At 54.0% G+C, this 22,368-nt stretch carries 22 protein-coding genes; 16 read left to right on the top strand and 6 right to left on the bottom strand.

From position 1 onward, the window contains the following. Positions 1-51: 51 nt before the first annotated feature. The 3 genes from znuA to lpxM all read left to right on the top strand — a co-directional run bounded on the left by znuA (position 52) and on the right by lpxM (position 3,439). Positions 52-996, top strand: a complete 945-nt coding sequence (znuA, locus tag DK872_RS21345; protein WP_107146628.1) for a zinc ABC transporter substrate-binding protein ZnuA — start codon at positions 52-54, stop codon at positions 994-996. A 15-nt stretch (positions 997-1,011) separates the two neighbouring features. Continuing rightward, positions 1,012-2,337 (top strand): murein DD-endopeptidase MepM, encoded by a 1,326-nt coding sequence (gene mepM, locus DK872_RS21340; protein WP_071531997.1) that lies wholly within the window; start codon positions 1,012-1,014, stop codon positions 2,335-2,337. Positions 2,338-2,467: 130 nt separating this feature from the next. Beyond that, positions 2,468-3,439 carry a lauroyl-Kdo(2)-lipid IV(A) myristoyltransferase gene (lpxM, locus tag DK872_RS21335; RefSeq protein WP_071920974.1) on the top strand — a complete coding sequence of 324 codons (972 nt, stop codon included), beginning with the start codon at positions 2,468-2,470 and terminating at the stop codon, positions 3,437-3,439. A 46-nt stretch (positions 3,440-3,485) separates the two neighbouring features. Here the strand turns inward: lpxM and pyk are convergent, their stop codons facing one another. Both pyk and DK872_RS21325 read right to left on the bottom strand, forming a co-directional pair. Further along, positions 3,486-4,928 carry a pyruvate kinase gene (gene pyk, locus DK872_RS21330; protein ID WP_007371591.1) on the bottom strand — a complete coding sequence of 481 codons (1,443 nt, stop codon included), beginning with the start codon at positions 4,926-4,928 and terminating at the stop codon, positions 3,486-3,488. 126 nt (positions 4,929-5,054) lie between these two features. Continuing rightward, positions 5,055-5,924: a MurR/RpiR family transcriptional regulator gene (locus DK872_RS21325; protein WP_161518842.1), complete on the bottom strand. Its 870-nt coding sequence runs from the start codon at positions 5,922-5,924 to the stop codon at positions 5,055-5,057. Between the two features lie 343 nt (positions 5,925-6,267). On the opposite strand from DK872_RS21325, the gene zwf reads away from it, so the two are divergent. From zwf to kdgA, 3 genes are all read left to right on the top strand, one after another. Further along, entirely contained in the window at positions 6,268-7,743 is a 1,476-nt protein-coding gene (gene zwf / locus DK872_RS21320) for a glucose-6-phosphate dehydrogenase (RefSeq protein WP_007371594.1), read from the top strand. A 233-nt stretch (positions 7,744-7,976) separates the two neighbouring features. Next, positions 7,977-9,788 carry a phosphogluconate dehydratase gene (edd, locus tag DK872_RS21315; RefSeq protein WP_007371595.1) on the top strand — a complete coding sequence of 604 codons (1,812 nt, stop codon included), beginning with the start codon at positions 7,977-7,979 and terminating at the stop codon, positions 9,786-9,788. Between the two features lie 37 nt (positions 9,789-9,825). Beyond that, complete coding sequence (gene kdgA, locus DK872_RS21310) at positions 9,826-10,467, top strand: bifunctional 4-hydroxy-2-oxoglutarate aldolase/2-dehydro-3-deoxy-phosphogluconate aldolase (protein WP_007371596.1); 642 nt, start codon at positions 9,826-9,828, stop codon at positions 10,465-10,467. A 70-nt stretch (positions 10,468-10,537) separates the two neighbouring features. Here the strand turns inward: kdgA and purT are convergent, their stop codons facing one another. After that, positions 10,538-11,716 (bottom strand): formate-dependent phosphoribosylglycinamide formyltransferase, encoded by a 1,179-nt coding sequence (gene purT, locus DK872_RS21305; protein ID WP_161518801.1) that lies wholly within the window; start codon positions 11,714-11,716, stop codon positions 10,538-10,540. 133 nt (positions 11,717-11,849) lie between these two features. On the opposite strand from purT, the gene DK872_RS21300 reads away from it, so the two are divergent. The 4 genes from DK872_RS21300 (at position 11,850) to ptrB (ending at position 15,493) form a co-directional block, all read left to right on the top strand. Beyond that, entirely contained in the window at positions 11,850-12,188 is a 339-nt protein-coding gene (locus DK872_RS21300; protein WP_074777650.1) for a YebG family protein, read from the top strand. Positions 12,189-12,251: 63 nt separating this feature from the next. Beyond that, entirely contained in the window at positions 12,252-12,602 is a 351-nt protein-coding gene (yebF, locus tag DK872_RS21295) for a protein YebF (RefSeq protein WP_161518800.1), read from the top strand. Positions 12,603-12,692: 90 nt separating this feature from the next. Continuing rightward, positions 12,693-13,349: a tellurite resistance TerB family protein gene (locus DK872_RS21290; protein ID WP_370520923.1), complete on the top strand. Its 657-nt coding sequence runs from the start codon at positions 12,693-12,695 to the stop codon at positions 13,347-13,349. Positions 13,350-13,432: 83 nt separating this feature from the next. Then, positions 13,433-15,493 (top strand): oligopeptidase B, encoded by a 2,061-nt coding sequence (ptrB, locus tag DK872_RS21285; protein ID WP_161518798.1) that lies wholly within the window; start codon positions 13,433-13,435, stop codon positions 15,491-15,493. Here the strand turns inward: ptrB and exoX are convergent. Together exoX and DK872_RS21275 are read right to left on the bottom strand one after the other, a co-directional pair. After that, complete coding sequence (exoX, locus tag DK872_RS21280; protein ID WP_071920971.1) at positions 15,490-16,152, bottom strand: exodeoxyribonuclease X; 663 nt, start codon at positions 16,150-16,152, stop codon at positions 15,490-15,492. The two genes, ptrB and exoX, sit on opposite strands and share 4 nt — an antisense overlap. 11 nt (positions 16,153-16,163) lie before the next feature. After that, positions 16,164-16,394, bottom strand: a complete 231-nt coding sequence (locus tag DK872_RS21275) for a DNA polymerase III subunit theta (protein ID WP_007371603.1) — start codon at positions 16,392-16,394, stop codon at positions 16,164-16,166. A gap of 137 nt (positions 16,395-16,531) precedes the next feature. Between DK872_RS21275 and yobA the strand changes: the two genes are divergently transcribed. From yobA to DK872_RS21255, 4 genes are all read left to right on the top strand, one after another. Further along, on the top strand, positions 16,532-16,906 hold the full coding sequence (gene yobA / locus DK872_RS21270; protein ID WP_007371604.1) for a CopC domain-containing protein YobA: 375 nt from the start codon (positions 16,532-16,534) through the stop codon (positions 16,904-16,906). A gap of 3 nt (positions 16,907-16,909) precedes the next feature. After that, complete coding sequence (gene copD, locus DK872_RS21265) at positions 16,910-17,779, top strand: copper homeostasis membrane protein CopD (protein WP_107146633.1); 870 nt, start codon at positions 16,910-16,912, stop codon at positions 17,777-17,779. Between the two features lie 18 nt (positions 17,780-17,797). Continuing rightward, positions 17,798-18,136, top strand: coding sequence for a YebY family protein (locus tag DK872_RS21260; RefSeq protein WP_035887479.1), 339 nt, complete (start codon positions 17,798-17,800; stop codon positions 18,134-18,136). 753 nt (positions 18,137-18,889) lie between these two features. Next, positions 18,890-19,420: a lipocalin family protein gene (locus tag DK872_RS21255; RefSeq protein WP_007371608.1), complete on the top strand. Its 531-nt coding sequence runs from the start codon at positions 18,890-18,892 to the stop codon at positions 19,418-19,420. A 107-nt stretch (positions 19,421-19,527) separates the two neighbouring features. On the opposite strand, the gene DK872_RS21250 is transcribed toward DK872_RS21255, so the two are convergent. Beyond that, positions 19,528-20,316 carry a MipA/OmpV family protein gene (locus tag DK872_RS21250; protein WP_071921860.1) on the bottom strand — a complete coding sequence of 263 codons (789 nt, stop codon included), beginning with the start codon at positions 20,314-20,316 and terminating at the stop codon, positions 19,528-19,530. Positions 20,317-20,443: 127 nt separating this feature from the next. Here DK872_RS21250 and DK872_RS21245 point away from each other — a divergent pair, with 127 nt between their 5' ends. Together DK872_RS21245 and DK872_RS21240 are read left to right on the top strand one after the other, a co-directional pair. After that, on the top strand, positions 20,444-21,139 hold the full coding sequence (locus DK872_RS21245; protein WP_071920969.1) for a response regulator: 696 nt from the start codon (positions 20,444-20,446) through the stop codon (positions 21,137-21,139). Further along, entirely contained in the window at positions 21,136-22,314 is a 1,179-nt protein-coding gene (locus tag DK872_RS21240; RefSeq protein ID WP_071920968.1) for a cell wall metabolism sensor histidine kinase WalK, read from the top strand. The genes DK872_RS21245 and DK872_RS21240 overlap by 4 nt, the downstream gene beginning before the upstream one ends. Positions 22,315-22,368 lie beyond the last annotated feature (54 nt).

The raw sequence follows: 22,368 nt of genomic DNA, 5'->3' as shown, positions 1-22,368 counted from the left end.
GGATGTTATAATATCACACCCCACATACTCATTACGATGAACAGTCGCATTATGTTACATAAAAATACGCTTCTTTGCGCAGCGCTATCTGCTGCTCTTCTCGCCGGTACAGCACAAACCGCTAATGCTGCTGTGGTGGCTTCCCTCAAACCATTAGGGTTTATCGCTTCTGCCATCGCCGACGGGGTGACGACTACCGAAGTGCTGCTGCCAGATGGCGCATCCGAGCATGATTATTCACTGCGTCCTTCAGATGTAAAACGCTTACAAAACGCGGACTTAGTTTTTTGGGTCGGCCCGGAAATGGAAGCCTTTATGGCGCGTTCCGTACAACAAATCCCTGAGCAGAAACGGGTGACAATGGCCGGGCTTGCCGGTGTAAAACCGCTGCTGATGAAAGGGGGCGATGAAGATGAGCATGAGCATGGTGATGACCACCACGACGGCGAAAAAAGTGACGAACATCACCATCACGGCGATTACAACATGCATCTGTGGCTTTCCCCAGAGATTGCGCGGCTGTCGGCGGTTGCAATCCACGATAAATTAGTGGAAGTTATGCCGCAAAGTCGAGCCAGGCTTGACGCCAACTTGCAGGCCTTTGAGGCATCATTAACTCAGGCGGATAAGCAAGCTGGTAACGAGCTGGCACCGCTGAAAGGGAAGGGGTATTTCGTTTTTCATGACGCCTACGGCTACTTTGAAAGACACTACGGGCTGACCCCATTGGGGCACTTTACCGTCAATCCCGAAATTCAGCCTGGTGCGCAGCGTTTACATGAAATCAGAACACAGTTGGTTGAGCAAAAAGCCATGTGCGTTTTTGCTGAGCCACAGTTCAGGCCAGCGGTCGTTGAAGCTGTTGCCAGAGGGACATCCGTTCGAATGGGAACGTTGGATCCACTTGGAATCAGTATCAAGTTAGGCAAAGAGAGCTACCCGCAGTTCCTTGCCCAACTGACTCATCAGTATGCGAGCTGCCTGAAAGGAGAATAACGAGGAAGTGAATACGTGCAACAGATAGCCCGCTCTGTCGCTCTGGCATTTAACAGTCTGCCCCGACCCCACCGTGTCATGCTGGGGTCGCTTACAGTTCTTACACTCACGGTCGCCGTCTGGCGGCCTTACGTTTATCATCCCGAAGCCACAGCCCCGATCGTGAAAGCGATTGAGCTGCCGAAAAATGAAATCCGCTCGTTGCTGCCAGAAGCCAGCGAACCTATCGATCAAACCACTTCTGATGATGTGGATGATATCCCGCAAGATGAACTGGATGATAAAACCGCCAATGAAGTTGGCGTTCACGAATATGTGGTTTCTACCGGCGATACGCTCAGCAGTATCCTCAATCAGTACGGCATTGATATGGGAGATATCAGCCAGCTAGCCGCCGCCGACAAGGAACTGCGTAACCTGAAGATTGGTCAACAACTTTCATGGACGCTCACCGCCGATGGCGATCTGCAACGCCTGACGTGGGAGATGTCCCGTCGCGAAACCCGCACGTATGACCGCGTCGATGGCGGTTTCAAAATGAGCAGCGAGATGCAGCAGGGCGACTGGGTGAATTCGGTGATGAAAGGCACGGTTGGCGCCAGCTTCGTCGCCAGCGCCCGTGAAGCCGGTTTAACCAGTGCTGAAGTTAGCGCGGTGATCAAAGCAATGCAGTGGCAGATGGATTTCCGTAAGCTGAAAAAAGGCGATGAGTTTTCCGTGCTGATGTCCCGCGAAATGCTGGAAGGTAAGCAGGAACAGAGCCAGTTAGTCGGCGTTCGACTGCGTTCTGACGGCAAAGATTACTACGCCATTCGTGCCGAAGACGGTAAATTTTACGATCGCAATGGTAGCGGGCTGGCAAAAGGTTTTATGCGCTTCCCGACTGCGAAACAATTCCGCGTCTCGTCAAACTTTGATCCGCGCCGTCTGAATCCGGTTACCGGACGCGTTGCGCCGCACAAAGGCGTCGATTTTGCGCTGCCGCAGGGCACGCCGGTGCTTGCTGTCGGCGATGGTGAAGTTGTGGTGGCGAAACGCAGTGGCGCGGCGGGGAACTACATTGCTATCCGCCACGGTCGTACTTACACAACCCGTTATATGCATCTGCGTAAGCTGCTGGTAAAACCGGGTCAGAAAGTGAAGCGCGGCGATCGCATCGCCTTGTCGGGTAACACTGGCCGTTCCACCGGGCCGCATTTGCATTATGAAATGTGGATCAACCAACAGGCTGTCAACCCGTTAACGGCAAAACTGCCGCGCACCGAAGGGCTGACAGGTTCGGATCGTACGGATTATCTGTCGCAGGTGAAAGAGGTTATTCCGCAATTGCGTTTTGACTGATTCACTTAACAAATATGCGTTCGAAGCCGGTGCCTGCTGCGCGCCGGCTTTTTCTTTTGTGTGAAAGATAACGCCTCGCTACACTATCTCCTTATCCTGAGTGACTTGATTTCTGGCCTGCGGACGATGCATGGAAACGAAAAAAAATAACAGTGAATATATTCCGGAGTTCGAAAGTGAATTCCGTCACCCACGCAACTGGGGCGCGTGGCTGGGCGTACTGGCATTTGCCGGCGTAGCGCTGGTTCCTCCGTCGGTACGCGATCCCCTGCTGGGGAATCTTGGTCGTCTGGCCGGAAAATTTGGCAAAAGCGCGCGTCGTCGCGCACAGATCAATTTGCTCTATTGCTTTCCTGAAAAAAGCGAAGCCGAAAGGGAAGCCATCATTGATGAGATGTTCGCTACTGCGCCACAGGCAATGGTCATGATGGCGGAGCTGGCGATTCGTGGGCCGGAAAAGGTGTTGCCGCGCGTCGACTGGCAGGGCAAAGATATTATCGATGAATTGCAGCGTAACAACGAGAAAGTGATTTTCCTCGTGCCGCACGGCTGGGGCGTGGATATTCCGGCGATGCTGATGGCTTCGCAGGGGCAGCAGATGGCGGCCATGTTCCATAATCAAGGTAACAAGGTCTTTGATTATGTCTGGAATACCGTGCGTCGCCGCTTTGGCGGGCGTTTGCATGCGCGCAACGATGGCATTAAGCCTTTTATCCAGTCGGTGCGTCAGGGCTACTGGGGTTACTATCTGCCGGACCAGGATCACGGCGCGGAGCACAGCGAGTTTGTCGATTTCTTTGCCACCTACAAAGCAACGCTTCCGGCCATTGGCCGCCTGATGAAAGTCTGCCGTGCACGTGTTGTACCGTTGTTCCCGGTCTATGACGCCAGAACGCATCGTCTGATTATCCAGGTGCGGCCGCCGATGGATGATCTGCTGACAGCGGACGACAACACGATCGCCAGGCGTATGAATGAAGAGGTGGAAGTGTTTGTCACGCCTCGTCCGGAGCAGTACACCTGGATCCTGAAGCTGCTGAAAACGCGCAAACCTGGTGAAACAGAGCCTTATAAGCGCAAAGAACTGTTCCCGAAGAAATAAAAAAAGGCCTCTCCAGCGAGAGGCCTTTTGCTTTTCTGGTTGCCGGTTATTCGACGGTCAGAATACGCGTGGTATTGGTGGTGCCCACGGTGCTCATCACATCACCCTGAGTCACGATCACCAGATCGCCGGAAAGCAGGTAGCCTTTGTCACGCAGCAGATTAACGGCATCGTTAGCGGCGGCAACACCTTCGTTAACGCTGTCGAAATAGACCGGCGTTACGCCACGATAGAGCGCTGTCAGGTTAAGGGTGCGCTCATGGCGGGAGAGGGCGAAAATCGGCAGGCCGGAACTGATACGTGAGGTCATCAGGGCGGTGCGGCCGGATTCAGTCATGGAGATGATAGCGGTTACACCTTTCAGGTGATTGGCCGCGTACATCGCCGACATCGCGATCGCTTCTTCTACGTTGTCGAACTGAATATCCAGGCGGTGTTTAGAAACGTTGATACTTGGGATCTTTTCCGCACCCAGACAAACGCGCGCCATTGCCGCTACGGTTTCAGATGGATACTGACCGGCGGCGGTTTCCGCAGAGAGCATCACGGCATCGGTACCGTCGAGCACGGCGTTAGCGACGTCCATCACTTCCGCGCGGGTTGGCATCGGGTTGGTGATCATCGACTCCATCATCTGCGTGGCGGTGATCACCGCACGGTTCAGCTGACGGGCACGGCGGATCAACGCTTTCTGAATACCGACCAGTTCCGGATCGCCGATTTCAACGCCGAGATCGCCACGGGCCACCATCACGACATCAGAAGCAAGGATCACATCGTCCATCGCGTCCTGATCGCAAACGGCTTCCGCACGCTCGACTTTCGCTACGATCTTCGCGTCGCAACCTGCATCGCGTGCCAGGCGGCGGGCGTAGTTCAGGTCTTCGCCGCAGCGCGGGAAAGAGACAGCCAGATAATCAACGCCGATCAGCGCCGCAGTAACGATATCCGCTTTGTCTTTCTCTGTCAGGGCTTCAGCGGAGAGACCGCCGCCCAGTTTGTTGATGCCTTTGTTGTTGGAGAGCGGCCCGCCGACAGTCACCTCAGTGAACACTTTCATGCCCTGAACTTCGAGCACTTTCAGTTGCACGCGACCATCGTCGAGCAGCAGGATATCACCCGTCACCACATCGGCTGGCAGGCCTTTATAGTCGATGCCGACTTTTTCTTTGTCGCCTTCGCCTTTACCCAGGTTAGCGTCAAGCAGGAATTTATCGCCAACGTTCAGGAAAACTTTGCCTTCCTTGAAGGTGGAAACGCGAATTTTGGGGCCCTGCAAATCGCCAAGGATAGCAACATGACGTCCCAGTTTTGCCGCAATTTCACGCACCTTATCCGCACGTAATTTATGATCTTCAGGTGTTCCGTGTGAGAAGTTCATACGCACCACGTTAGCGCCAGCAGCGATAACCTTCTCAAGGTTGTTATCGCGGTCAGTGGCCGGGCCTAAAGTGGTTACGATTTTGGTCCTGCGAAGCCTTCTGGACATGTAATACTCCGTTGACTGAAACAACTTGGTGTTGCGTGAACATGAATTCGGCCATTTAGCGCCCCGCTGTGAAGGGCAATGCGCCTGACCGAACAGCGTAAGAGGTTACTGCTTTGTTATTAACTATTAGTGGTTATCACTTTTGATAAGTAGCTCCTTATCAAAGCGCGATTCTTTCAGGGCTTCTTTGACTCGCTTCAAGTTATCCCTGAATTTTGCGCCTCGGCGCAAGGTAAAACCGGTGGCCAGCACGTCAATGACGGTCAGTTGCGCAAGTCGGGAAACCATGGGCATATAAATGTCAGTATCTTCCGGTACATCAAGCGTGATAGCAAGCGTAGCCTCGCGCGCAAGCGGCGTATCCGCTGACGTCAGGGCAATGACCATGGCGTCGTTTTCACGCGCCAGTTGCGCAAGTTCAACGAGGTTTTTTGTTCTTCCGGTATGGGAAATCAGCACAACTACGTCATCATCGCTACAATTCATACAACTCATGCGTTGCAGCACGATGTCGTCGGAGTAAATCACCGGTACGTTGAAGCGGAAAAATTTGTTCATGGCGTCGTGCGCAACGGCGGCAGACGAGCCGAGACCGAAAAATGAGATTTTTTTCGCCTGGGTCAACAGATCGACGGCGCGATTGACGGCGGCCATATCCAGCGACTGGCGGACGTGATCGAGGCTGGCCATTGCCGACTCAAAGATTTTTCCGGTATAGGCTTCTACGCTGTCATCTTCGTCAACATTTCGATTAACATAGGGCGTGCCGTTGGCGAGACTTTGCGCGAGATGCAACTTGAAGTCCGGGAAACCACGAGTATCAAGGCTGCGGCAAAAACGGTTCACCGTCGGTTCACTGACATCTGCTTCCTGTGCCAGCGCAGCGATGCTGGAGTGGATGGCCTGGTCCGGAGCGGCGAGGATGACTTCCGCGACCTTCCGTTCGGATTTGCTAAGGTGTTCCAGCCGTGACTGGATTTTTTCCAGCATATTCATGGGTGATAAAGCGCTCATGGTGAAACGATTACACTGATAGATGGAATCGTGATGCGTTTTAAACAGATATTACCCCCGCGGGAAGCAGAAAGGTAAGTGATGATGAGAAATGATGTTGTTTTTTTTCATTACATGATCAGAGTCAGATTTTATCGTCTGTTTCCAGGGCAAATAACCGGCTTTTTCAGGGCGAAAAAACAGATTTTTTGTCACAACAAAATAACGCACGTCCTGACAATGCGTAACAGTTTCGGGAATTACGTAAACGCAGTACAGTGTACTGTAATAAAATTACAACTAAGGCCTGGCTAACGCTCCAGGACAGCCAACTGAGGAGATTGACATGGCGGTAGTACAAACAGCCCAGGCGTGTGACCTGGTCATTTTCGGCGCGAAAGGTGACCTCGCACGCCGGAAGTTGCTGCCTTCACTGTACCAACTGGAAAAAGCGGGGCAGATCCATCCGGATACACGTATCCTGGGGGTCGGTCGCGCCGAGTGGGATAAGGAAGCCTATACCAAGGTTGTTCGTGAAGCGCTTGAAACCTTTATGAAGGAAAAAATTGACGAAAGTCTGTGGGATAAGCTGAGTGGCCGTCTGGATTTTTGCAATCTGGATGTTAACGAAACCTCCGCATTCAAACGTCTCGGTGCGATGCTGGACCAGAAGAATCGCACCACTATCAACTACTTTGCCATGCCGCCGAGCACCTTTGGCGCCATCTGTAAGGGGCTGGGTGAAGCAAAACTGAATGCGAAACCGGCGCGTGTCGTGATGGAAAAGCCGCTGGGGACATCGCTTGCGACATCACGGGAAATTAACGACCAGGTGGGCGAGTTCTTCGAAGAGTGCCAGGTATATCGCATCGACCATTATCTGGGTAAAGAGACGGTACTTAACCTGCTGGCGCTGCGCTTTGCCAACTCCCTGTTTGTTAACAACTGGGACAACCGTACCATCGATCACGTGGAAATCACCGTGGCGGAAGAGGTCGGTATCGAAGGCCGCTGGGGCTATTTTGACCAGGCCGGGCAGATGCGCGACATGATCCAGAACCACCTGTTGCAGATCCTCTGCATGATTGCCATGTCGCCGCCGTCCGATCTGACTGCGGACAGTATTCGTGATGAAAAAGTGAAAGTGCTGAAATCGTTGCGCCGTATCGATCGCACCAACGTGCGCGAAAAAACCGTGCGTGGTCAGTACACAGCCGGGTTTGCGCAAGGCAAAAAAGTGCCGGGTTACCTGGAAGAAGAGGGGGCGAACAAATCCAGTAATACCGAAACATTCGTCGCTATTCGTGTCGATATCGATAACTGGCGCTGGGCTGGCGTGCCGTTCTATCTGCGCACCGGTAAACGTCTGCCGACCAAATGTTCAGAAGTTGTAGTCTACTTTAAAACGCCTGAGCTGAACCTGTTTAAAGAGTCCTGGCAGGATCTGCCGCAGAACAAACTGACCATTCGCTTGCAGCCGGACGAAGGTGTGGATATTCAGGTACTTAACAAGGTTCCTGGTCTGGATCATAAGCACAACCTGCAAATTACCAAACTCGACCTCAGCTACTCCGAAACCTTTAATCAAACGCATCTTGCTGATGCTTACGAGCGCCTTCTGCTGGAAACCATGCGTGGTATTCAGGCCCTGTTCGTGCGTCGTGACGAAGTAGAAGAAGCCTGGAAATGGGTCGATTCCATCACCGAAGCGTGGGCAGCCGACAACGATGCGCCGAAACCGTATCAGGCAGGTACCTGGGGACCGGTTGCCTCGGTGGCAATGATCACCCGCGACGGCCGTTCGTGGAACGAGTTTGAGTGATTCTCTGGCGGCAAATGTTATTTCATTTTACCGGTAACATGATCTAGCACAGATATCAGAATAATTTTTCACCTTTCAGGCCCCGACTGGATTCACCAGCGGGGCTTTTTTTATTACACTGGCTGAAGCGATTTTGCCTTTGGGGCGCGGCGTTTTGGTGTTTACAGTCTGATAACTATGGCTTATGGCATTGTTGACGCGGTCCCCCGGACAGATAAATTTCAGGAGCCTTTATGAACTCAACAATGTTACGCGTAACAAATCGCATTATTGAACGTTCGCGCGAAACCCGCTCAGCCTATCTCGCACGCATCGAACAGGCGAAAACGAACACCGTGCGCCGTTCCACACTGGCCTGCGGTAACCTGGCACACGGATTTGCAGCCTGCCAGCCTGACGACAAAGCCTCCCTCAAAAGCATGTTGCGCAACAATATTGCCATTATCACCTCCTACAACGACATGCTTTCTGCTCACCAGCCCTACGAAGTCTATCCGGAGATTATCCGTAAAGCGTTGCATTCGGTGAACGCGGTAGGTCAGGTAGCGGGGGGCGTTCCGGCAATGTGCGACGGCGTAACCCAGGGGCAGGACGGTATGGAACTTTCCCTGCTGAGCCGCGAAGTGATTGCGATGTCGGCAGCGGTAGGGCTTTCTCACAATATGTTTGATGGCGCGCTGTACCTTGGCGTGTGCGACAAAATCGTCCCGGGGCTGGCCATGGCGGCGCTGTCATTTGGTCATTTACCGGCGGTGTTTATCCCGTCTGGTCCGATGGCGAGCGGTCTGGCGAATAAAGAGAAAGTACGCATTCGCCAGCTTTATGCAGAAGGCAAAGTCGATCGTATGGCGCTGCTCGAATCAGAAGCCGCGTCATATCATGCGCCAGGCACCTGTACGTTTTACGGCACCGCAAACACTAACCAGATGGTGATCGAGTTTATGGGTATGCAACTGCCTGGCTCATCGTTCGTCCATCCGGATGCACCTCTGCGCCGTGTACTGACTGAAGCGGCAGCCCGTCAGGTGACCCGCCTGACCGGCAATGGCAACGAGTGGATGCCGCTCGGTAAAATGATTGATGAAAAAGTTGTGGTGAACGGTATCGTCTCGCTGCTGGCGACAGGCGGCTCCACCAACCACACTATGCATCTGGTGGCGATGGCGCGCGCAGCAGGGATCATCATCAACTGGGATGACTTCTCCGATCTTTCTGATGTGGTTCCGCTGCTGGCGCGTCTCTACCCGAATGGCCCGGCCGACATTAACCACTTCCAGGCGGCCGGCGGTGTGCCGGTGCTGATGCGTGAACTGCTGAAAGGCGGTCTGTTGCATGAAGATGTTCACACCGTGGCGGGCTTTGGCCTGACGCGCTACACCCAGGAGCCGTGGCTCAATAATGGCGAACTGGACTGGCGTGACGGCGCGGCTGCATCGCTGGATGCCGACGTCATTGCGACCATCGAACAGCCATTCTCGAAACATGGCGGCACCAAAGTGCTGAGCGGCAATCTGGGGCGCGCAGTGATGAAAACCTCGGCAGTACCGGTTGAAAATCAGGTTATTGAAGCGCCAGCGGTGATTTTTGAAAGCCAGCATGATGTTTTACCGGCCTTCGAAGCAGGCCTTCTGGACCGTGATTGCGTGGTGGTTGTTCGTCACCAAGGGCCAAAAGCGAACGGCATGCCAGAATTACATAAACTCATGCCGCCACTTGGTGTATTATTGGACCGCCGTTTCAAAATTGCATTAGTTACCGATGGACGGCTGTCAGGCGCATCAGGTAAAGTGCCGTCGGCGATCCACGTTACACCAGAAGCATACGATGGCGGATTGCTGGCGAAAGTGCGTGATGGCGATATTATCCGGGTAAACGGGCAGACAGGCGAGTTAACGCTGCTGGTTGATGACAACGAACTTGCCGCACGTCAGCCGCATATTCCTGACCTGAGCGCGATGCGCGTGGGCACAGGCCGCGAATTGTTCGGCGCGCTGCGGGAGAAACTCTCCGGTGCGGAGCAGGGCGCAACCTGTATCACTTTTTAAGACGATAAGATTTAGTTCTGGCGAGAGAAAAACTCTGATGAAAAACTGGAAAACGAGTGCAGAAGCAATTCTGAAAACAGGTCCGGTAGTGCCGGTGATTGTAGTGAACAAACTGGAACACGCTGTGCCGATGGCAAAAGCGCTGGTTGCTGGTGGCGTTCGCGTACTGGAAGTCACCCTGCGTACGGCTTGTGCAATTGATGCTATCCGCGCTATCGCAAAAGAAGTGCCCGACGCAATTATCGGTGCCGGTACGGTACTGAACCCGCAGCAGCTGGCGGAAGTCACCGCTGCTGGCGCGCAGTTCGCTATCAGCCCGGGTCTGACCGAGCCGCTGCTGAAAGCCGCGACCGAAGGTACTATCCCGCTGATCCCGGGCATCAGCACCGTTTCTGAGTTGATGCTGGGCATGGACTACGGTCTGAAAGAGTTCAAATTCTTCCCGGCGGAAGCAAACGGCGGCACTAAAGCGTTGCAGGCGATTGCGGGTCCGTTCTCTCAGGTTCGTTTCTGCCCGACTGGCGGGATCTCCCCGGCTAACTACCGTGATTACCTGGCGCTGAAAAGCGTACTGTGCATCGGCGGTTCCTGGCTGGTGCCGGCAGATGCGCTGGAAGCGGGTGATTACGATCGCATCACCAAACTGGCGCGCGAAGCGGTAGAAGGCGCGAAACAGTAATCTCGCGGGCGGGGGTTTACCCGCCTTGTGCAGAAAAGCCCGGAAAGCGATGAGCGCCTCCGGGCTTTTTTTAGCCTTTAACCTGAACTGCCGCGGCGGCGGCAACTGCGCGCTCTACGGCCATTTCGACATTTTCTGCCACAGCCAGCGCAACGCCCATGCGGCGGGAGCCGTCGATTTCAGGTTTTCCAAAAAGACGCAGTTGCACACCGGCGGCGAGCGCATTTTGCACGTTATCGAAGGTCACATTCTGGCTGCGCAGGCGCGGCAGGATCACTGCCGAAGCAGCCGGGCCGTACTGGCGGATGTCGCCAATCGGTAAACCGAGGAAAGCACGGACATGCAGCGCGAACTCCGAGAGATCCTGTGAAATCAGCGTCACCATCCCGGTATCATGCGGGCGAGGAGAGACCTCGCTGAAAATCACTTCATCGCCGCAAACGAACAGCTCAACGCCAAACAGCCCATAGCCGCCCAGCGCCAGTACGACTTTGCTGGCAATCGCCTGCGCGCGTTCCAGCGCCAGCGGCGACATCTGCTGCGGCTGCCAGGATTCGCGATAATCACCCTCTTCCTGGTGGTGGCCGACCGGCGCGCAAAAATGGACGCCATCAGCGGCGCTGATGGTCAGAAGCGTGATTTCAAAATCAAAGTTGACCACGCCTTCGACAATCACCCGCCCGGCACCCGCACGGCCGCCCTGTTGGGCGTATTCCCAGGCTTTCGTCAGTTGCTCTGCGCTTTTAATAAAGCTCTGGCCTTTACCGGAGGAGCTCATCACCGGTTTTACGATACAGGGCAAACCTATCTCAGCGACGGCATCGCGAAAAGCCGCTTCACTGTCGGCAAAGCGGTAGCTGGATGTCGGTAACTGCAACTCTTCCGCCGCCAGGCGACGAATGCCTTCACGGTTCATGGTCAACTTTGTGGCACGGGCGCAGGGCACCACATGCTGGCCTTGCGCTTCCAGTTCCAGTAGCGTGTCGGTGGCGATAGCTTCGATTTCTGGCACGATAAAATGCGGTTTTTCTTGCGCGACCAGCGCCTTCAGCGCATCACCATCAAGCATATTGATCACATGTGAACGGTGCGCCACATGCATGGCGGGCGCATCAGCGTAGCGATCAACCGCGATCACTTCAATGCCCAGTCGTTGACATTCAATGGCCACTTCCTTACCCAGTTCGCCAGAGCCGAGTAACATCACGCGAGTAGCTGCAGGGCGCAGCGCAGTACCTAAAAGAGTCATAGCATCTTACCGTTGGGGAAAAAAACTGGGCGCAGTATAAACGAAAACGTTTGCGTCTGTCTTTTATCCCTTGCGATGCTTTTTTCATCGCGCTACTATACTGTATAAATACACAGTTGAATGAGGCTGCATCATGGCGGTAGAAGTTAAATACGTAGTCATTCGTGAAGGTGAGGAAAAAATGTCTTTTGCCAGCAAAAAGGAAGCTGATGCTTACGATAAAATGCTCGATCTGGCGGAAGTGCTGGGCGACTGGTTAGGTACCGGCCCGGTAGCGCTGGAAGATGAGATGCGCGATCAAATGGCGCTGTGGCTTGCCGAACAGAAAGATGCGCTGAGCGGTATTCTGAAATCCGGCAAATTGCCAGGCGCTGAAGCGGAAGAACCTGCTGCAGCGGCTGCTTCTGATGATGCTGAACCGACAGACGCAGTGGATATTAAAAGCGCGCAGAAGCGCGCGAAAGTCGCCTGATCTTGCGCTGCCAGCAATTTGTACCATGCTTTTGACTGGACAAGTAAGTACCAGGAGATAAGCATGAAAATAGCAGGAGTTTTTACAGGTCTGCTTTTGCTGGCAGGCAGTACCATGGCGCACGCTACAACGGATAAATCGGTAAAGTTCCCTTCTTGTGAAGGTCTTGATGCTGATGGGATCGCGGCCAGCGTTAAGCGTGACTATCTGCAAAATCGCATTGTGCGCTGGGCTGACGATCAGAAAAAACTGGGGCAGGCCGATCCGGTCGCCTGGGTGAATCCGAAAGAGATCGTCGGCAAGCGTGATAAATGGACGGTACCGCTCACGGTTCGCAGTAAAAATATGGATATTCACTACCGCGTGGCCGTCGATTGCAAAGCGGGTACGGCAGAGTACCAGCCACAGCCGTAACGCAATAATTTTCTCATCTTTTGCCGCTACAGACACTTCCTGACATCCCCCTCGCTTACTCTGGGCAACCACACATAGATAAGCGAGGGCATTATGAGCTGGTTGAATCAAATACAGTCGTTGCTGGGTTCGAAAGATAATGCGGATCCCTCATCTTCAGGCGAGCAGAGGTTACATAACCTGCTGGCGCCGGGCGCTCTGGGTGGCCTTGCCGGCCTGCTCGTTGCCAGTAAATCCTCACGTAAGTTTCTTGCTAAATACGGTACCAGCGCACTGCTGGTTGGCGGCGGCGCGGTCGCCGGTACGGTGCTGTGGAATAAATACAAAGACCGTATCCGTAACGCGCATCAGGGTGAGCCGCAATACGGTCAGCAGCAATCTCCGCTGGATGTGCGCACGGAGCGGCTGATCCTGGCCCTGGTTTTTGCGGCGAAAAGCGATGGTCATATCGACGACAAAGAACGAGCCGCTATCGAGCAGCAACTTCGTGAAGCCGGGGTGGAAGAGCAGGGGCGGCAGTTGGTTGCGCAGGCAATTGAACAACCGCTGGATCCCGCACGCCTGGCGCAGGACGTACAGAATGAAGAAGAGGCGCTGGAACTCTGGTATCTCAGCTGTGCCGTTATCGATATCGATCACTTTATGGAACGCAGCTATCTGAATGCATTGGGAGATGCGTTACAGATCCCGCAGGCAGTTCGTGAGGAGATAGAAGAGGATATAAAGCAGCAAAAACTTACCGCTTGATTCTGATTACAGTGTGGTTTCGCTTGCATCACGCGCGGGTTTTGCCAACCTTACAAGTGTGTTAAACAAAAAAGAACAATACTATGCCGCCGAAAGCAAAACTGATCCCACACGCAATCACCACGCATGGCGATACGCGCGTTGATAACTATTACTGGCTGCGAGACGATACCCGCTCGCAGCCAGAGGTGCTTGACTATCTGCGTCAGGAAAATGATTACGGCCGCAAAATGATGGCGTCACAACAGGCGTTACAGGATGAGGTGCTGCAGGAGATCATTTCACGCATACCGCAACGTGAAGTTTCCGCGCCCTATGTCAGAAATGGTTATCGCTATCGGCACATTTACGAACCGGGTAATGAGTATGCAATCTACCAGCGTCAGTCGGTACTGAGCGCCGAGTGGGATGAGTGGACGGTGCTGCTGGATGCCAACCAGCGCGCATCACACAGCGAATTCTATACGCTCGGCGGCCTGGAAGTTTCGCCAGACAATGCCATCATGGCGATAGCCGAAGACTTTTTATCGCGCCGCCAGTATGGTTTGCGTTTTCGTAACCTTGAAACCGGCAACTGGTACCCGGAAGTGCTGGATAACGTCTCACCGGATTTTGTCTGGGTTAATGACTCCGAAACGCTCTACTACGTGCGCAAGCATGCAACCACGCTGTTACCTTATCAGGTGTGGCGCCACACCGTCGGAGAACCGGCGCAGCAGGATGAACTGGTGTACGAAGAGCAGGATGAGACCTTCTATGTCGGTTTGGGCAAAACGACCTCGCAGCACTACATCACAATCCACCTTACCAGCGCTACCACCAGCGAAGTGCTGCTTCTCGACGCAGAGCTACCTGATGCGCAGCCGCTCTGTTTTTTGCCAAGACGCAAAGAGCATGAGTACAACCTTGACCATTTCCAGCACACTTTTTACCTGCGTTCTAACCGCGAAGGCAAAAACTTTGGCCTGTATCGCACCAAAGTGCGCGATGAAAGGCGCTGGGAAGTGCTGATCCCGGCGCGCGAACAGGTGATGCTGGAAGGGTTTACGCTCTTCAGCGACTGGCTGGTGGTTGAGGAACGGCAGCGCGGTTTAACCAGCCTGCGGCAGATCAACCGTAAGACGCGGGAAGTGGTGGGCATTGCGTTTGACGATCCGGCCTATGTCACCTGGCTGGCATATAACCCGGAACCGGAAACCTCGCGTTTACGCTACGGCTACTCGTCGATGACCACGCCGGATACGCTTTTTGAACTGGATATGGATACCGGCGAGCGGCGTGTGCTGAAGCAGGTTGAAGTCGCTGGTTTCGATGCCAGCCACTATCGCAGTGAACACCTGTGGATCCACGCCAGAGATGGCGTCGAAGTACCGGTCTCGCTGGTCTACAACCACACCTTATTCCGCAAAGGTGAAAATCCGCTGCTGGTCTACGGGTATGGATCCTATGGCGCCAGTATGGATGCAGATTTTAGCAGCAGCCGCCTGAGCCTGCTCGATCGTGGCTTTGTGTTTGCCATCGCGCACGTACGCGGCGGCGGTGAGCTGGGGCAATCGTGGTATGAAGAGGGAAAATTCCTCAACAAGAAAAATACCTTCAATGATTTTATTGATGTCACCGATTCGCTGCTGGCGCAGGGATATGGTTCGCCGCTCTTCTGCTACGGCATGGGGGGAAGCGCTGGCGGTATGCTGATCGGCGCAGTCATCAATCAGCGTCCCGCGCTATTTCATGGCGTTATTGCCCAGGTGCCCTTTGTTGATGTTGTGACCACCATGCTGGATGAATCTATTCCGCTGACCACCGGTGAGTTTGAAGAGTGGGGGAATCCGCAGGATGAAACGTACTATCACTACATCAAAGGCTACAGCCCTTATGACAACGTCGAGGCTCACGGTTACCCGCACATGCTGGTAACGACCGGGCTGCATGATTCGCAGGTGCAGTACTGGGAACCGGCGAAGTGGGTGGCAAAACTGCGTGAGTATAAAACGGACAATAATTTGCTGCTGCTCTGTACCGATATGGATTCCGGGCACGGAGGAAAATCCGGGCGTTTTAAATCCTATGAAGGCGTGGCGCTGGAGTATGCTTTTCTGATTGCCCTGACGCAGGGCACCTTACCCGGACACGAGGTACATTAATCGTCGCCGAGATAGTGCTTTAACGTCAGTCGCAGTTCCGGGCTCATGCGCTCCAGGTTATTGAACAGCCAGCGCAGGTAACCCGGATCGCGGTCGGCAATCTCAGACACCGCTTTGCCGCGGTATTTGCCAAATGTGAAGGTGGCGACCAGCGCCGGGCGGCCGGTCACAGTCGCCATCTGATCCGGCGTCCAGCCGGAAACCTGCATAATGTCGATCAACAACGCGGCGGTGATATAGCAGTCGTATAACGCCCGGTGATGATGCAGCCCCGGCGGCGTCTGTACGCTCAGTTTGCGGGATTTATACAGCGCCATGTTGCTGTATTTGATTCCCGGCCAGAGACGGCGCGCCAGCTTCATGGTGCAGATCCATTCGCCCGGCATTTCTGGCAGCACGCGGCGGTCAAAACTGGCGTTATGCGCCACGTACCAGTTACTGCCATAGTAGTGCGGCACAATCTCTTCAATCCACGGCTGATTAGCCACCATCGATTCTGTTATGTGATGGATGGCCATCGCCTGCGGGCTGATAGGGCGATCGGGCCGGACCAGATGGCTCATCGGATTGACTATCTTTCCGTCAACCACGTCAACGGAGGCAATTTCCACCACCCCGCCTTGCAGGTCGCAGGTTTCGGTATCGATAACACGTAACATAACCGGCTCCGTTATTTAGCTTTAGGCTCATAAGGCAGACGTGAAAGCGAAACGGAAGCCAGACGATGAGCGATTAAACGCTCGCGAAACCAGTTACGCAGGTGCTCCGGTTGTTCACGCTCCACGGCTTCCGCAATCACCGGCATGTTGTAGCGTTCTTTAAAGGCAACGCCCGCGGCAGCAAGATCGACATTGACCTTGTCCATCTCATCCTGTTCAAGCTGCGCAAGATTGGTAATCATGATTTTCTCCTGGGTTCACGCGGCAAAAGTTACTAAGCCTGTCGCAGAAAGACAAGTACACCGGCAATGATACTCGACGCGAATATTGTACAGGGTTATTCTTTCCCCTAAATGTATAACAAAAAGGAATGAACTCTATGTCCATCTCTTCTTACGCACACTGGCGAACAGCGGTGCTCATCGCCAGCCTTTTTACGGCACCTGCAGTGCTGGCACATGCGCATCTCAAGGGGCAATATCCGGCCGCCGATGCGGCAGTAACCGCTGCGCCGCAGGCGCTAACGCTGAATTTCTCGGAAGGTATCGAACCGAAATTCAGCGGCATCTCGGTAACCGGTGCGCAGCAACAAATTATCAGGACCGGCACAGTAAAGCGCAATGAGAATGACAAAAAGCAGATGATCGTTCCGCTGGAGCAACCGTTGACGCCGGGCGATTATACCGTTAACTGGCATGTGGTTTCCGTTGATGGGCACAAAACCAGCGGCCAGTATCACTTTTCTGTGAAGTAACAAATGCTGGAGACCGCTTTTGTTGGGTTGCGATTTGTGCATTTCGCTGCCCTGATGCTTTCGTTTGGCTGCGCGCTGTTCAGCGCGTGGCTGGCTCCGCGCAGCCTGGAGCATCTGATGACCCGCCACTTTCTTCCTCTTCTGCGTGGATGTTTATGGCTGAGCGCCCTTAGCGCGATCCTGATGTTTGCTTTCCAGGGGGGGCTAATGGGGGAGGGATGGGGAGATGTCTGGCAACCCTCGACCTGGCTGGCGGTAGCGGCGACCGGTTTTGGCACAATCTGGGCATGGCAAATTATTTTTTCCCTCCTGACGCTGATAAGCCTGTTCCTTCAGCCTCAACAACAGCGGCGCATCTTCGTGCTGCTGGCGATCCAGTTTCTGCTGGCGGCGGGAGTCGGACACGCTGCAATGCGCGAAGGGGCGATGGGTGTTCTTCAGCGTGGCAATCATGCGCTGCATCTGCTTTGCGCAGCGATGTGGATCGGCGGATTGCTGCCGGTACTGTTTTGCATGCGCCTGGCCCATGGGCAGTCACGCCCGGCGGCCATCTCGGCCATGCTGCGTTTTTCCCGCTATGGCCATTTTGCGGTCGCGGGCGTGCTGGCCACCGGTGTGGTTAATACACTGTTGATCGAAGGCGTAGCGCGCCCCTGGCAAAATGACTGGGGGCGGATGCTGTTGCTGAAATGTGCGCTTGTGGCGCTGATGGTGGTAATTGCCCTTGTGAATCGGTATGTTCTGGTGCCGCGTCTGAATCGGCATAATGATGCCGCGCGGCAGCGATTTATCGTCCTGACCTGGGCCGAACTGGGGTTGGGCGCGCTGGTGCTTGCCGCAGTGAGCCTTTTTGCGACATGGGAACCTTTTTGACTGAACCTGGCGGAAAGAATGAAAAAGAACTTATTAGGATTGTTAATGCTGACATGTTCAGGTGTGGCACTGGCTGCACCGCAGGTGATCACCGTCAGCCGCTTTGAAATTGGCAAAGACAAATGGGCATTTGATCGCGAAGAGATCATGCTGACCTGCCGTCCCGGACACGCGCTTTATGCCATCAATCCCAGCACGCTGGTGCAATACCCACTGAATGATGTGGCGGAAAAGCAGGTCGCCAGCGGTAAAGCCAGTGGGCAGCCGATCAGCATTATTCAGGTTAATGATCCCGCAAAACCCGGCGAAAAGATGAGCCTTGAACCGTTTATCGCCCGGGCTGAGAAACTTTGTTAACTGGCTACATTAGGAGCCTGATATTTAATAAAAAACCGCAAGCCTGTCTGAGCAAGTCTTGCGGTTTTTGCATTTTTTAGCGTGACGATTAGCTAATTTTTCTGACCACTTTTGTCGCGGACTGGAAAAGCTGACGCCGTCATCTATTCTTAAAGTGCCAGGCGACTTAGCCTGCATTAATGCCAACTTTTAGCGCACGGCTCTCTCCCAAGAGCCATTTCCCTGGACCGAATACAGGAATCGTATTCGGTCTTTTTTTATCTGCCCTTTTTACAGGCAGTTACAGCACCAAGCCCGAAAACGACCCATGCTGGTCAGAATTCTCATGTTCGGACTTTTCAACTTTATACCAGAATAAATTCCTTTTTGCCCAGTTTATCGAAAATCTTTCAACGTAACATTTGTCCCGATTTTGCGAATTTACAACTCATGAAAAAGGGGGGAATACCGATATTTTTCAGTCAGTAAGGCGCGGGTATACGCAATTTTTCAATCTCCTGCCCATAGTAAACCACCAACCGTTCAACGACGGATTGCATATGCGTATCTTTACGATGGACAACAGCGTCCCGGAGTATAGTTAAAATCTATACAATCGATAGATTTTGTCCAAATTTTGACAAAAATTATTTTGATTACTATTTTATTTCAATTGGTTATAGGTCGCTTTCTTAAGCGATTTATCAGCGAGAATAGATAAAACAGAAGCCCGGTATCCACGCACACTTGATGCTGCAGAGAAAAGGAGCGCACATGAAATTCTGGCCTGTTTTGACCGGCGTAGCGGTTGCACTGACGCTGGTGGCTTGCAAGTCGCCCACTCCGCCGAAAGGCGTACAGCCCGTCACCGGCTTTGATGCCAGCCGCTATCTTGGCAAATGGTATGAAATCGCACGGCTGGAAAACCGCTTTGAACGCGGCCTGGAGCAGGTTACCGCGACCTATGGCCAGCGTCGCGACGGGGCAATCAGCGTGCTGAACCGGGGTTACGATCCGCAAAAGCAAAAGTGGCGTGAGAGTGAAGGCAAAGCCTTGTTTACCGGGTCGCCGACGACCGCCGCGCTGAAGGTCTCGTTCTTTGGCCCGTTCTATGGCGGCTATAACGTTATTGCTCTCGATGACGACTATCACTACGCGCTGGTGAGTGGGCCAAACCGCGATTACCTGTGGATCCTCTCACGCACGCCGACCATTCCGGATGCCGTGAAGCAACATTATCTCGCGGTTGCGCAGCGTCTGGGTTTCCAGGTCAATAAACTTCATTGGGTTGTGCAAAGCGACTAGTGCGGGGAACCCGCTCTCCGGAGGTTGCAGAAAAGCCGGAGAGCGGCTTATGTCCATAATGACTGCGGCATCAGAGCAAAGCGGGCAGGTTTGCCTTTCTGAACCCTCTAGAAGGTATAAAGAATGGCCAACACGCCAGTACCTTCATTACGGCGCTGCACCAGCGGGCTGTCTGCGGCATGGTCGCTTAACCAACTATAACCGACACTGATCATTGCTCCCCAGTGTTCATCAAATTGATGATTCCACGTCAGGTCACTGTTCACCCCATAGAACCCCGCCGCCGCCGCATAGCGAGCGTATCCACTACGCAGACTTTGCTCTCTGCTGACGCCATAAAAAGTGTTCATATATCGGCTATCGCCAAACAGCGCGGCAGACTGAAAAGCCAACGTATCGCTGGTGGTTTGCAGCGGGATTAACGCCAGCGATGTCTGGTATTGCACGCCCTGGCCGTCGGTCAGGGGAAGGGTGGCTTTGCCTTCAATGTTAAGCCACGGGGTAATGCTCCAGCCGACAGCCATGGCCGTATTGAGGGTGGCATCAATGTTACCCATCCCTTTTAAATTGTTTGCGCCATCGCGCCAGCCGGAGTTGCTATCAGCACGACCCAGACCATAACCGAGCGTATGTTCGAAATAGAGACCGTTATCGGCCTGTAAGTCGTAACCCAGCCCCTTTTGCGAATCAAAAAAGAGCGCATTCCAGCGTGCCTGTATCACCGGAACCATTTGCAGGCGTTGTTTGTCTGAGCCACTGTAGCGAGGGGCATATTGCCCACCGATGCCCAGGGTGAACGCATTTTGCGCGGCAGTATCGTCATCAGCATGGGCTGAAAATGCGAAGGCGGCCAGTAATGGGCTGCTCCTGTACAAGGCGGTTTTTATCGATATCATCATCACATCTCGCTTATTGGGGAACATGCTGTTGCGGCAGGGTTTTACCATCTTCTGAGCGCGGAATATATCCGGCTCATATCAATAAACGGTCAGGAAAGTGTTAAGAAACGGTCAAGGTGAGCAAATGCTGTCCCGGAAAATTCTTGTGATCGAAGACGATGTCGATGCGGCAAACGTGCTGGAAGCCTACCTGCGTCGTGAAAATTACGATGTATCGTTGACCGTCGATGGCCTTAGCGGGCTTGAGCTGGCGCAACGCTGGAAGCCCGATCTTATCCTGCTGGATGTGATGTTGCCGGGAATGAATGGTACAGAAGTGCTGGCGGCTCTGCGTCGCAAAAGCGATGTGCCGGTGATTATGGTCACGGCGATGGGAGATGCGCCCGATCGTATCGGAGCATTACGTTACGGTGCGGATGATTACGTCGTGAAGCCCTACCATCCCGGCGAAGTAGTGGCACGCGTTCAGGCGGTGCTGCGACGCGCTGGCCGCACAGAAACGCGAGAAGAGATCCTGCGCTGGCATCATCTGGAAGTGAACACTACCGCCATTACGGCGGCGGTCATCCAGCCGGATAACAGCGAGTGTTTTCTCGAACTGACGCCAGCCGAGTTTTCGATTTTAACCACTTTGCTGCGCCATCCGACGCGACCTTTCTCACGCCAGTTCCTGCTTGAGCAGTGCCTGCCGGAAAGCGAGGCGCTGGAAAGGGTCGTCGATACCCACGTTTATAATTTACGCAAAAAACTTGAAAGTGCGGGCGTAACGGGCGTTTTAGCCAATGTGCGCGGGGTCGGCTACAGGTTCCGGCAGCCATGAAAAAATCGGTTTATCAGTCGCTCTGGCGCTGGATTTGCGGACGTATCCTCGCGCTGGCGATCGGCTCTGTCATCATCATCGCGTTATGTATGTGGTTGCGTTACGCCGTGCAGAATTTCTGGGTGCTGCACCATATGCCCGCCCCGGTGCGCGACGAGTTTCTTGCCCTGAAAGAGAACCCGCAACTCAATCCGTCGCGCTTCCACGATATTGTCGACACATGGTGGGGGCTGAGCTATTCCACGCCCTCAATTGCCTCTGCGGACTGGATAATGGTCGCAGTGCTGGTGCTGGTGATGATCCCCTTTATTGTCATTATGGGGCTTCGCTATGTGCGGCCGCTGGCGCTGCAATTCAGCCGTCTGCGGGATGCGGCCGACGAAGTCTCGCACGGTCAGTTTGGTAGCCAGGCGGAGCTGGTAAAAGAAGCGCCTGAGGAAATGGTGCGATTCGCCAGCGACTTCAACAGTATGACGCGCCAACTGGCGAGATATGATCGTGAACTTCGGGCTTCGCATGTGGCGATGGCACATGAACTGCGCTCGCCGCTGACGGCCGCCATTGGTCGTTTGCAGGGTATGTTGGATGGGGTGTTTGAACCCAGCGAAGCGCAACTGGGAATGGTGATGAAGCAGTTGCAGTATCTCAGCCGGCTGACGGATGAACTCCACCTGTTATCACTGGCTGATGCCGGGCAGCTTACGCTTACGCTCCAGCCGGTGTCTCTTGCGGAACTGTTAAATGAGCGTGCAGCATGGCTGAAACCGCTGGCGGATAGCGCCGGTCTGACGATTACCGTTACCGCAAGCGCACCTTCGATGTTCATCGGCGACGCGTTCCGCTTGGGGCAGGTTTTTACTGTCTTGATGGAAAATGCGCTGCGCTATGGTCGGCGGGACGGCCATTTATCCATCGTTCTTCAGCAACAGCATAACCTCTACCGGATTGATTTTGAGGATGACGGGCCGGGCGTGACGGCGGATTTTCTGCCGCTTATATTTGAGCGCTTCACCCGCGCAGAAACGTCGCGGGCGCGACATTCCGGAGGCAGCGGTCTTGGGCTCTCCATTGCTCGCGCCATCTGCCACGCGCATGGCGGCAGCATCAACGCTTCATTACCGGAAAAAGGCGGCCTGAAAGTCAGCATCTCGCTTCCTACAGACGCGACGGGGTAATTCACACGCTCTTGATGGATTCTTGACGAAAACTGGAACGAATCTCGACGCAAG

Source organism: Kosakonia sp. MH5, assembly GCF_009935945.1.
Taxonomy (GTDB): Bacteria; Pseudomonadota; Gammaproteobacteria; order Enterobacterales; family Enterobacteriaceae; genus Kosakonia; species Kosakonia radicincitans.
Note: the sequence above shows the minus strand (reverse complement) of the source record. Positions and strands in the feature narration are given on the sequence as shown.

Bases quoted from the DNA above. Each gene is read 5' to 3' on its own strand.
- znuA (WP_107146628.1), top strand. From the start codon at position 52: ATGTTACATAAAAATACGCTTCTTTGCGCAGCGCTATCTGCTGCTCTT.
- lpxM (WP_071920974.1), top strand. From the start codon at position 2,468: ATGGAAACGAAAAAAAATAACAGTGAATATATTCCGGAGTTCGAAAGT.
- pyk (WP_007371591.1), bottom strand. From the start codon at position 4,928: ATGTCCAGAAGGCTTCGCAGGACCAAAATCGTAACCACTTTAGGCCCG.
- DK872_RS21325 (WP_161518842.1), bottom strand. From the start codon at position 5,924: ATGAATATGCTGGAAAAAATCCAGTCACGGCTGGAACACCTTAGCAAA.
- zwf (WP_007371594.1), top strand. From the start codon at position 6,268: ATGGCGGTAGTACAAACAGCCCAGGCGTGTGACCTGGTCATTTTCGGC.
- edd (WP_007371595.1), top strand. From the start codon at position 7,977: ATGAACTCAACAATGTTACGCGTAACAAATCGCATTATTGAACGTTCG.
- kdgA (WP_007371596.1), top strand. From the start codon at position 9,826: ATGAAAAACTGGAAAACGAGTGCAGAAGCAATTCTGAAAACAGGTCCG.
- purT (WP_161518801.1), bottom strand. From the start codon at position 11,716: ATGACTCTTTTAGGTACTGCGCTGCGCCCTGCAGCTACTCGCGTGATG.
- DK872_RS21300 (WP_074777650.1), top strand. From the start codon at position 11,850: ATGGCGGTAGAAGTTAAATACGTAGTCATTCGTGAAGGTGAGGAAAAA.
- yebF (WP_161518800.1), top strand. From the start codon at position 12,252: ATGAAAATAGCAGGAGTTTTTACAGGTCTGCTTTTGCTGGCAGGCAGT.
- ptrB (WP_161518798.1), top strand. From the start codon at position 13,433: ATGCCGCCGAAAGCAAAACTGATCCCACACGCAATCACCACGCATGGC.
- exoX (WP_071920971.1), bottom strand. From the start codon at position 16,152: ATGTTACGTGTTATCGATACCGAAACCTGCGACCTGCAAGGCGGGGTG.
- DK872_RS21275 (WP_007371603.1), bottom strand. From the start codon at position 16,394: ATGATTACCAATCTTGCGCAGCTTGAACAGGATGAGATGGACAAGGTC.
- yobA (WP_007371604.1), top strand. From the start codon at position 16,532: ATGTCCATCTCTTCTTACGCACACTGGCGAACAGCGGTGCTCATCGCC.
- copD (WP_107146633.1), top strand. From the start codon at position 16,910: ATGCTGGAGACCGCTTTTGTTGGGTTGCGATTTGTGCATTTCGCTGCC.
- DK872_RS21260 (WP_035887479.1), top strand. From the start codon at position 17,798: ATGAAAAAGAACTTATTAGGATTGTTAATGCTGACATGTTCAGGTGTG.
- DK872_RS21255 (WP_007371608.1), top strand. From the start codon at position 18,890: ATGAAATTCTGGCCTGTTTTGACCGGCGTAGCGGTTGCACTGACGCTG.
- DK872_RS21250 (WP_071921860.1), bottom strand. From the start codon at position 20,316: ATGATATCGATAAAAACCGCCTTGTACAGGAGCAGCCCATTACTGGCC.
- DK872_RS21245 (WP_071920969.1), top strand. From the start codon at position 20,444: ATGCTGTCCCGGAAAATTCTTGTGATCGAAGACGATGTCGATGCGGCA.
- DK872_RS21240 (WP_071920968.1), top strand. From the start codon at position 21,136: ATGAAAAAATCGGTTTATCAGTCGCTCTGGCGCTGGATTTGCGGACGT.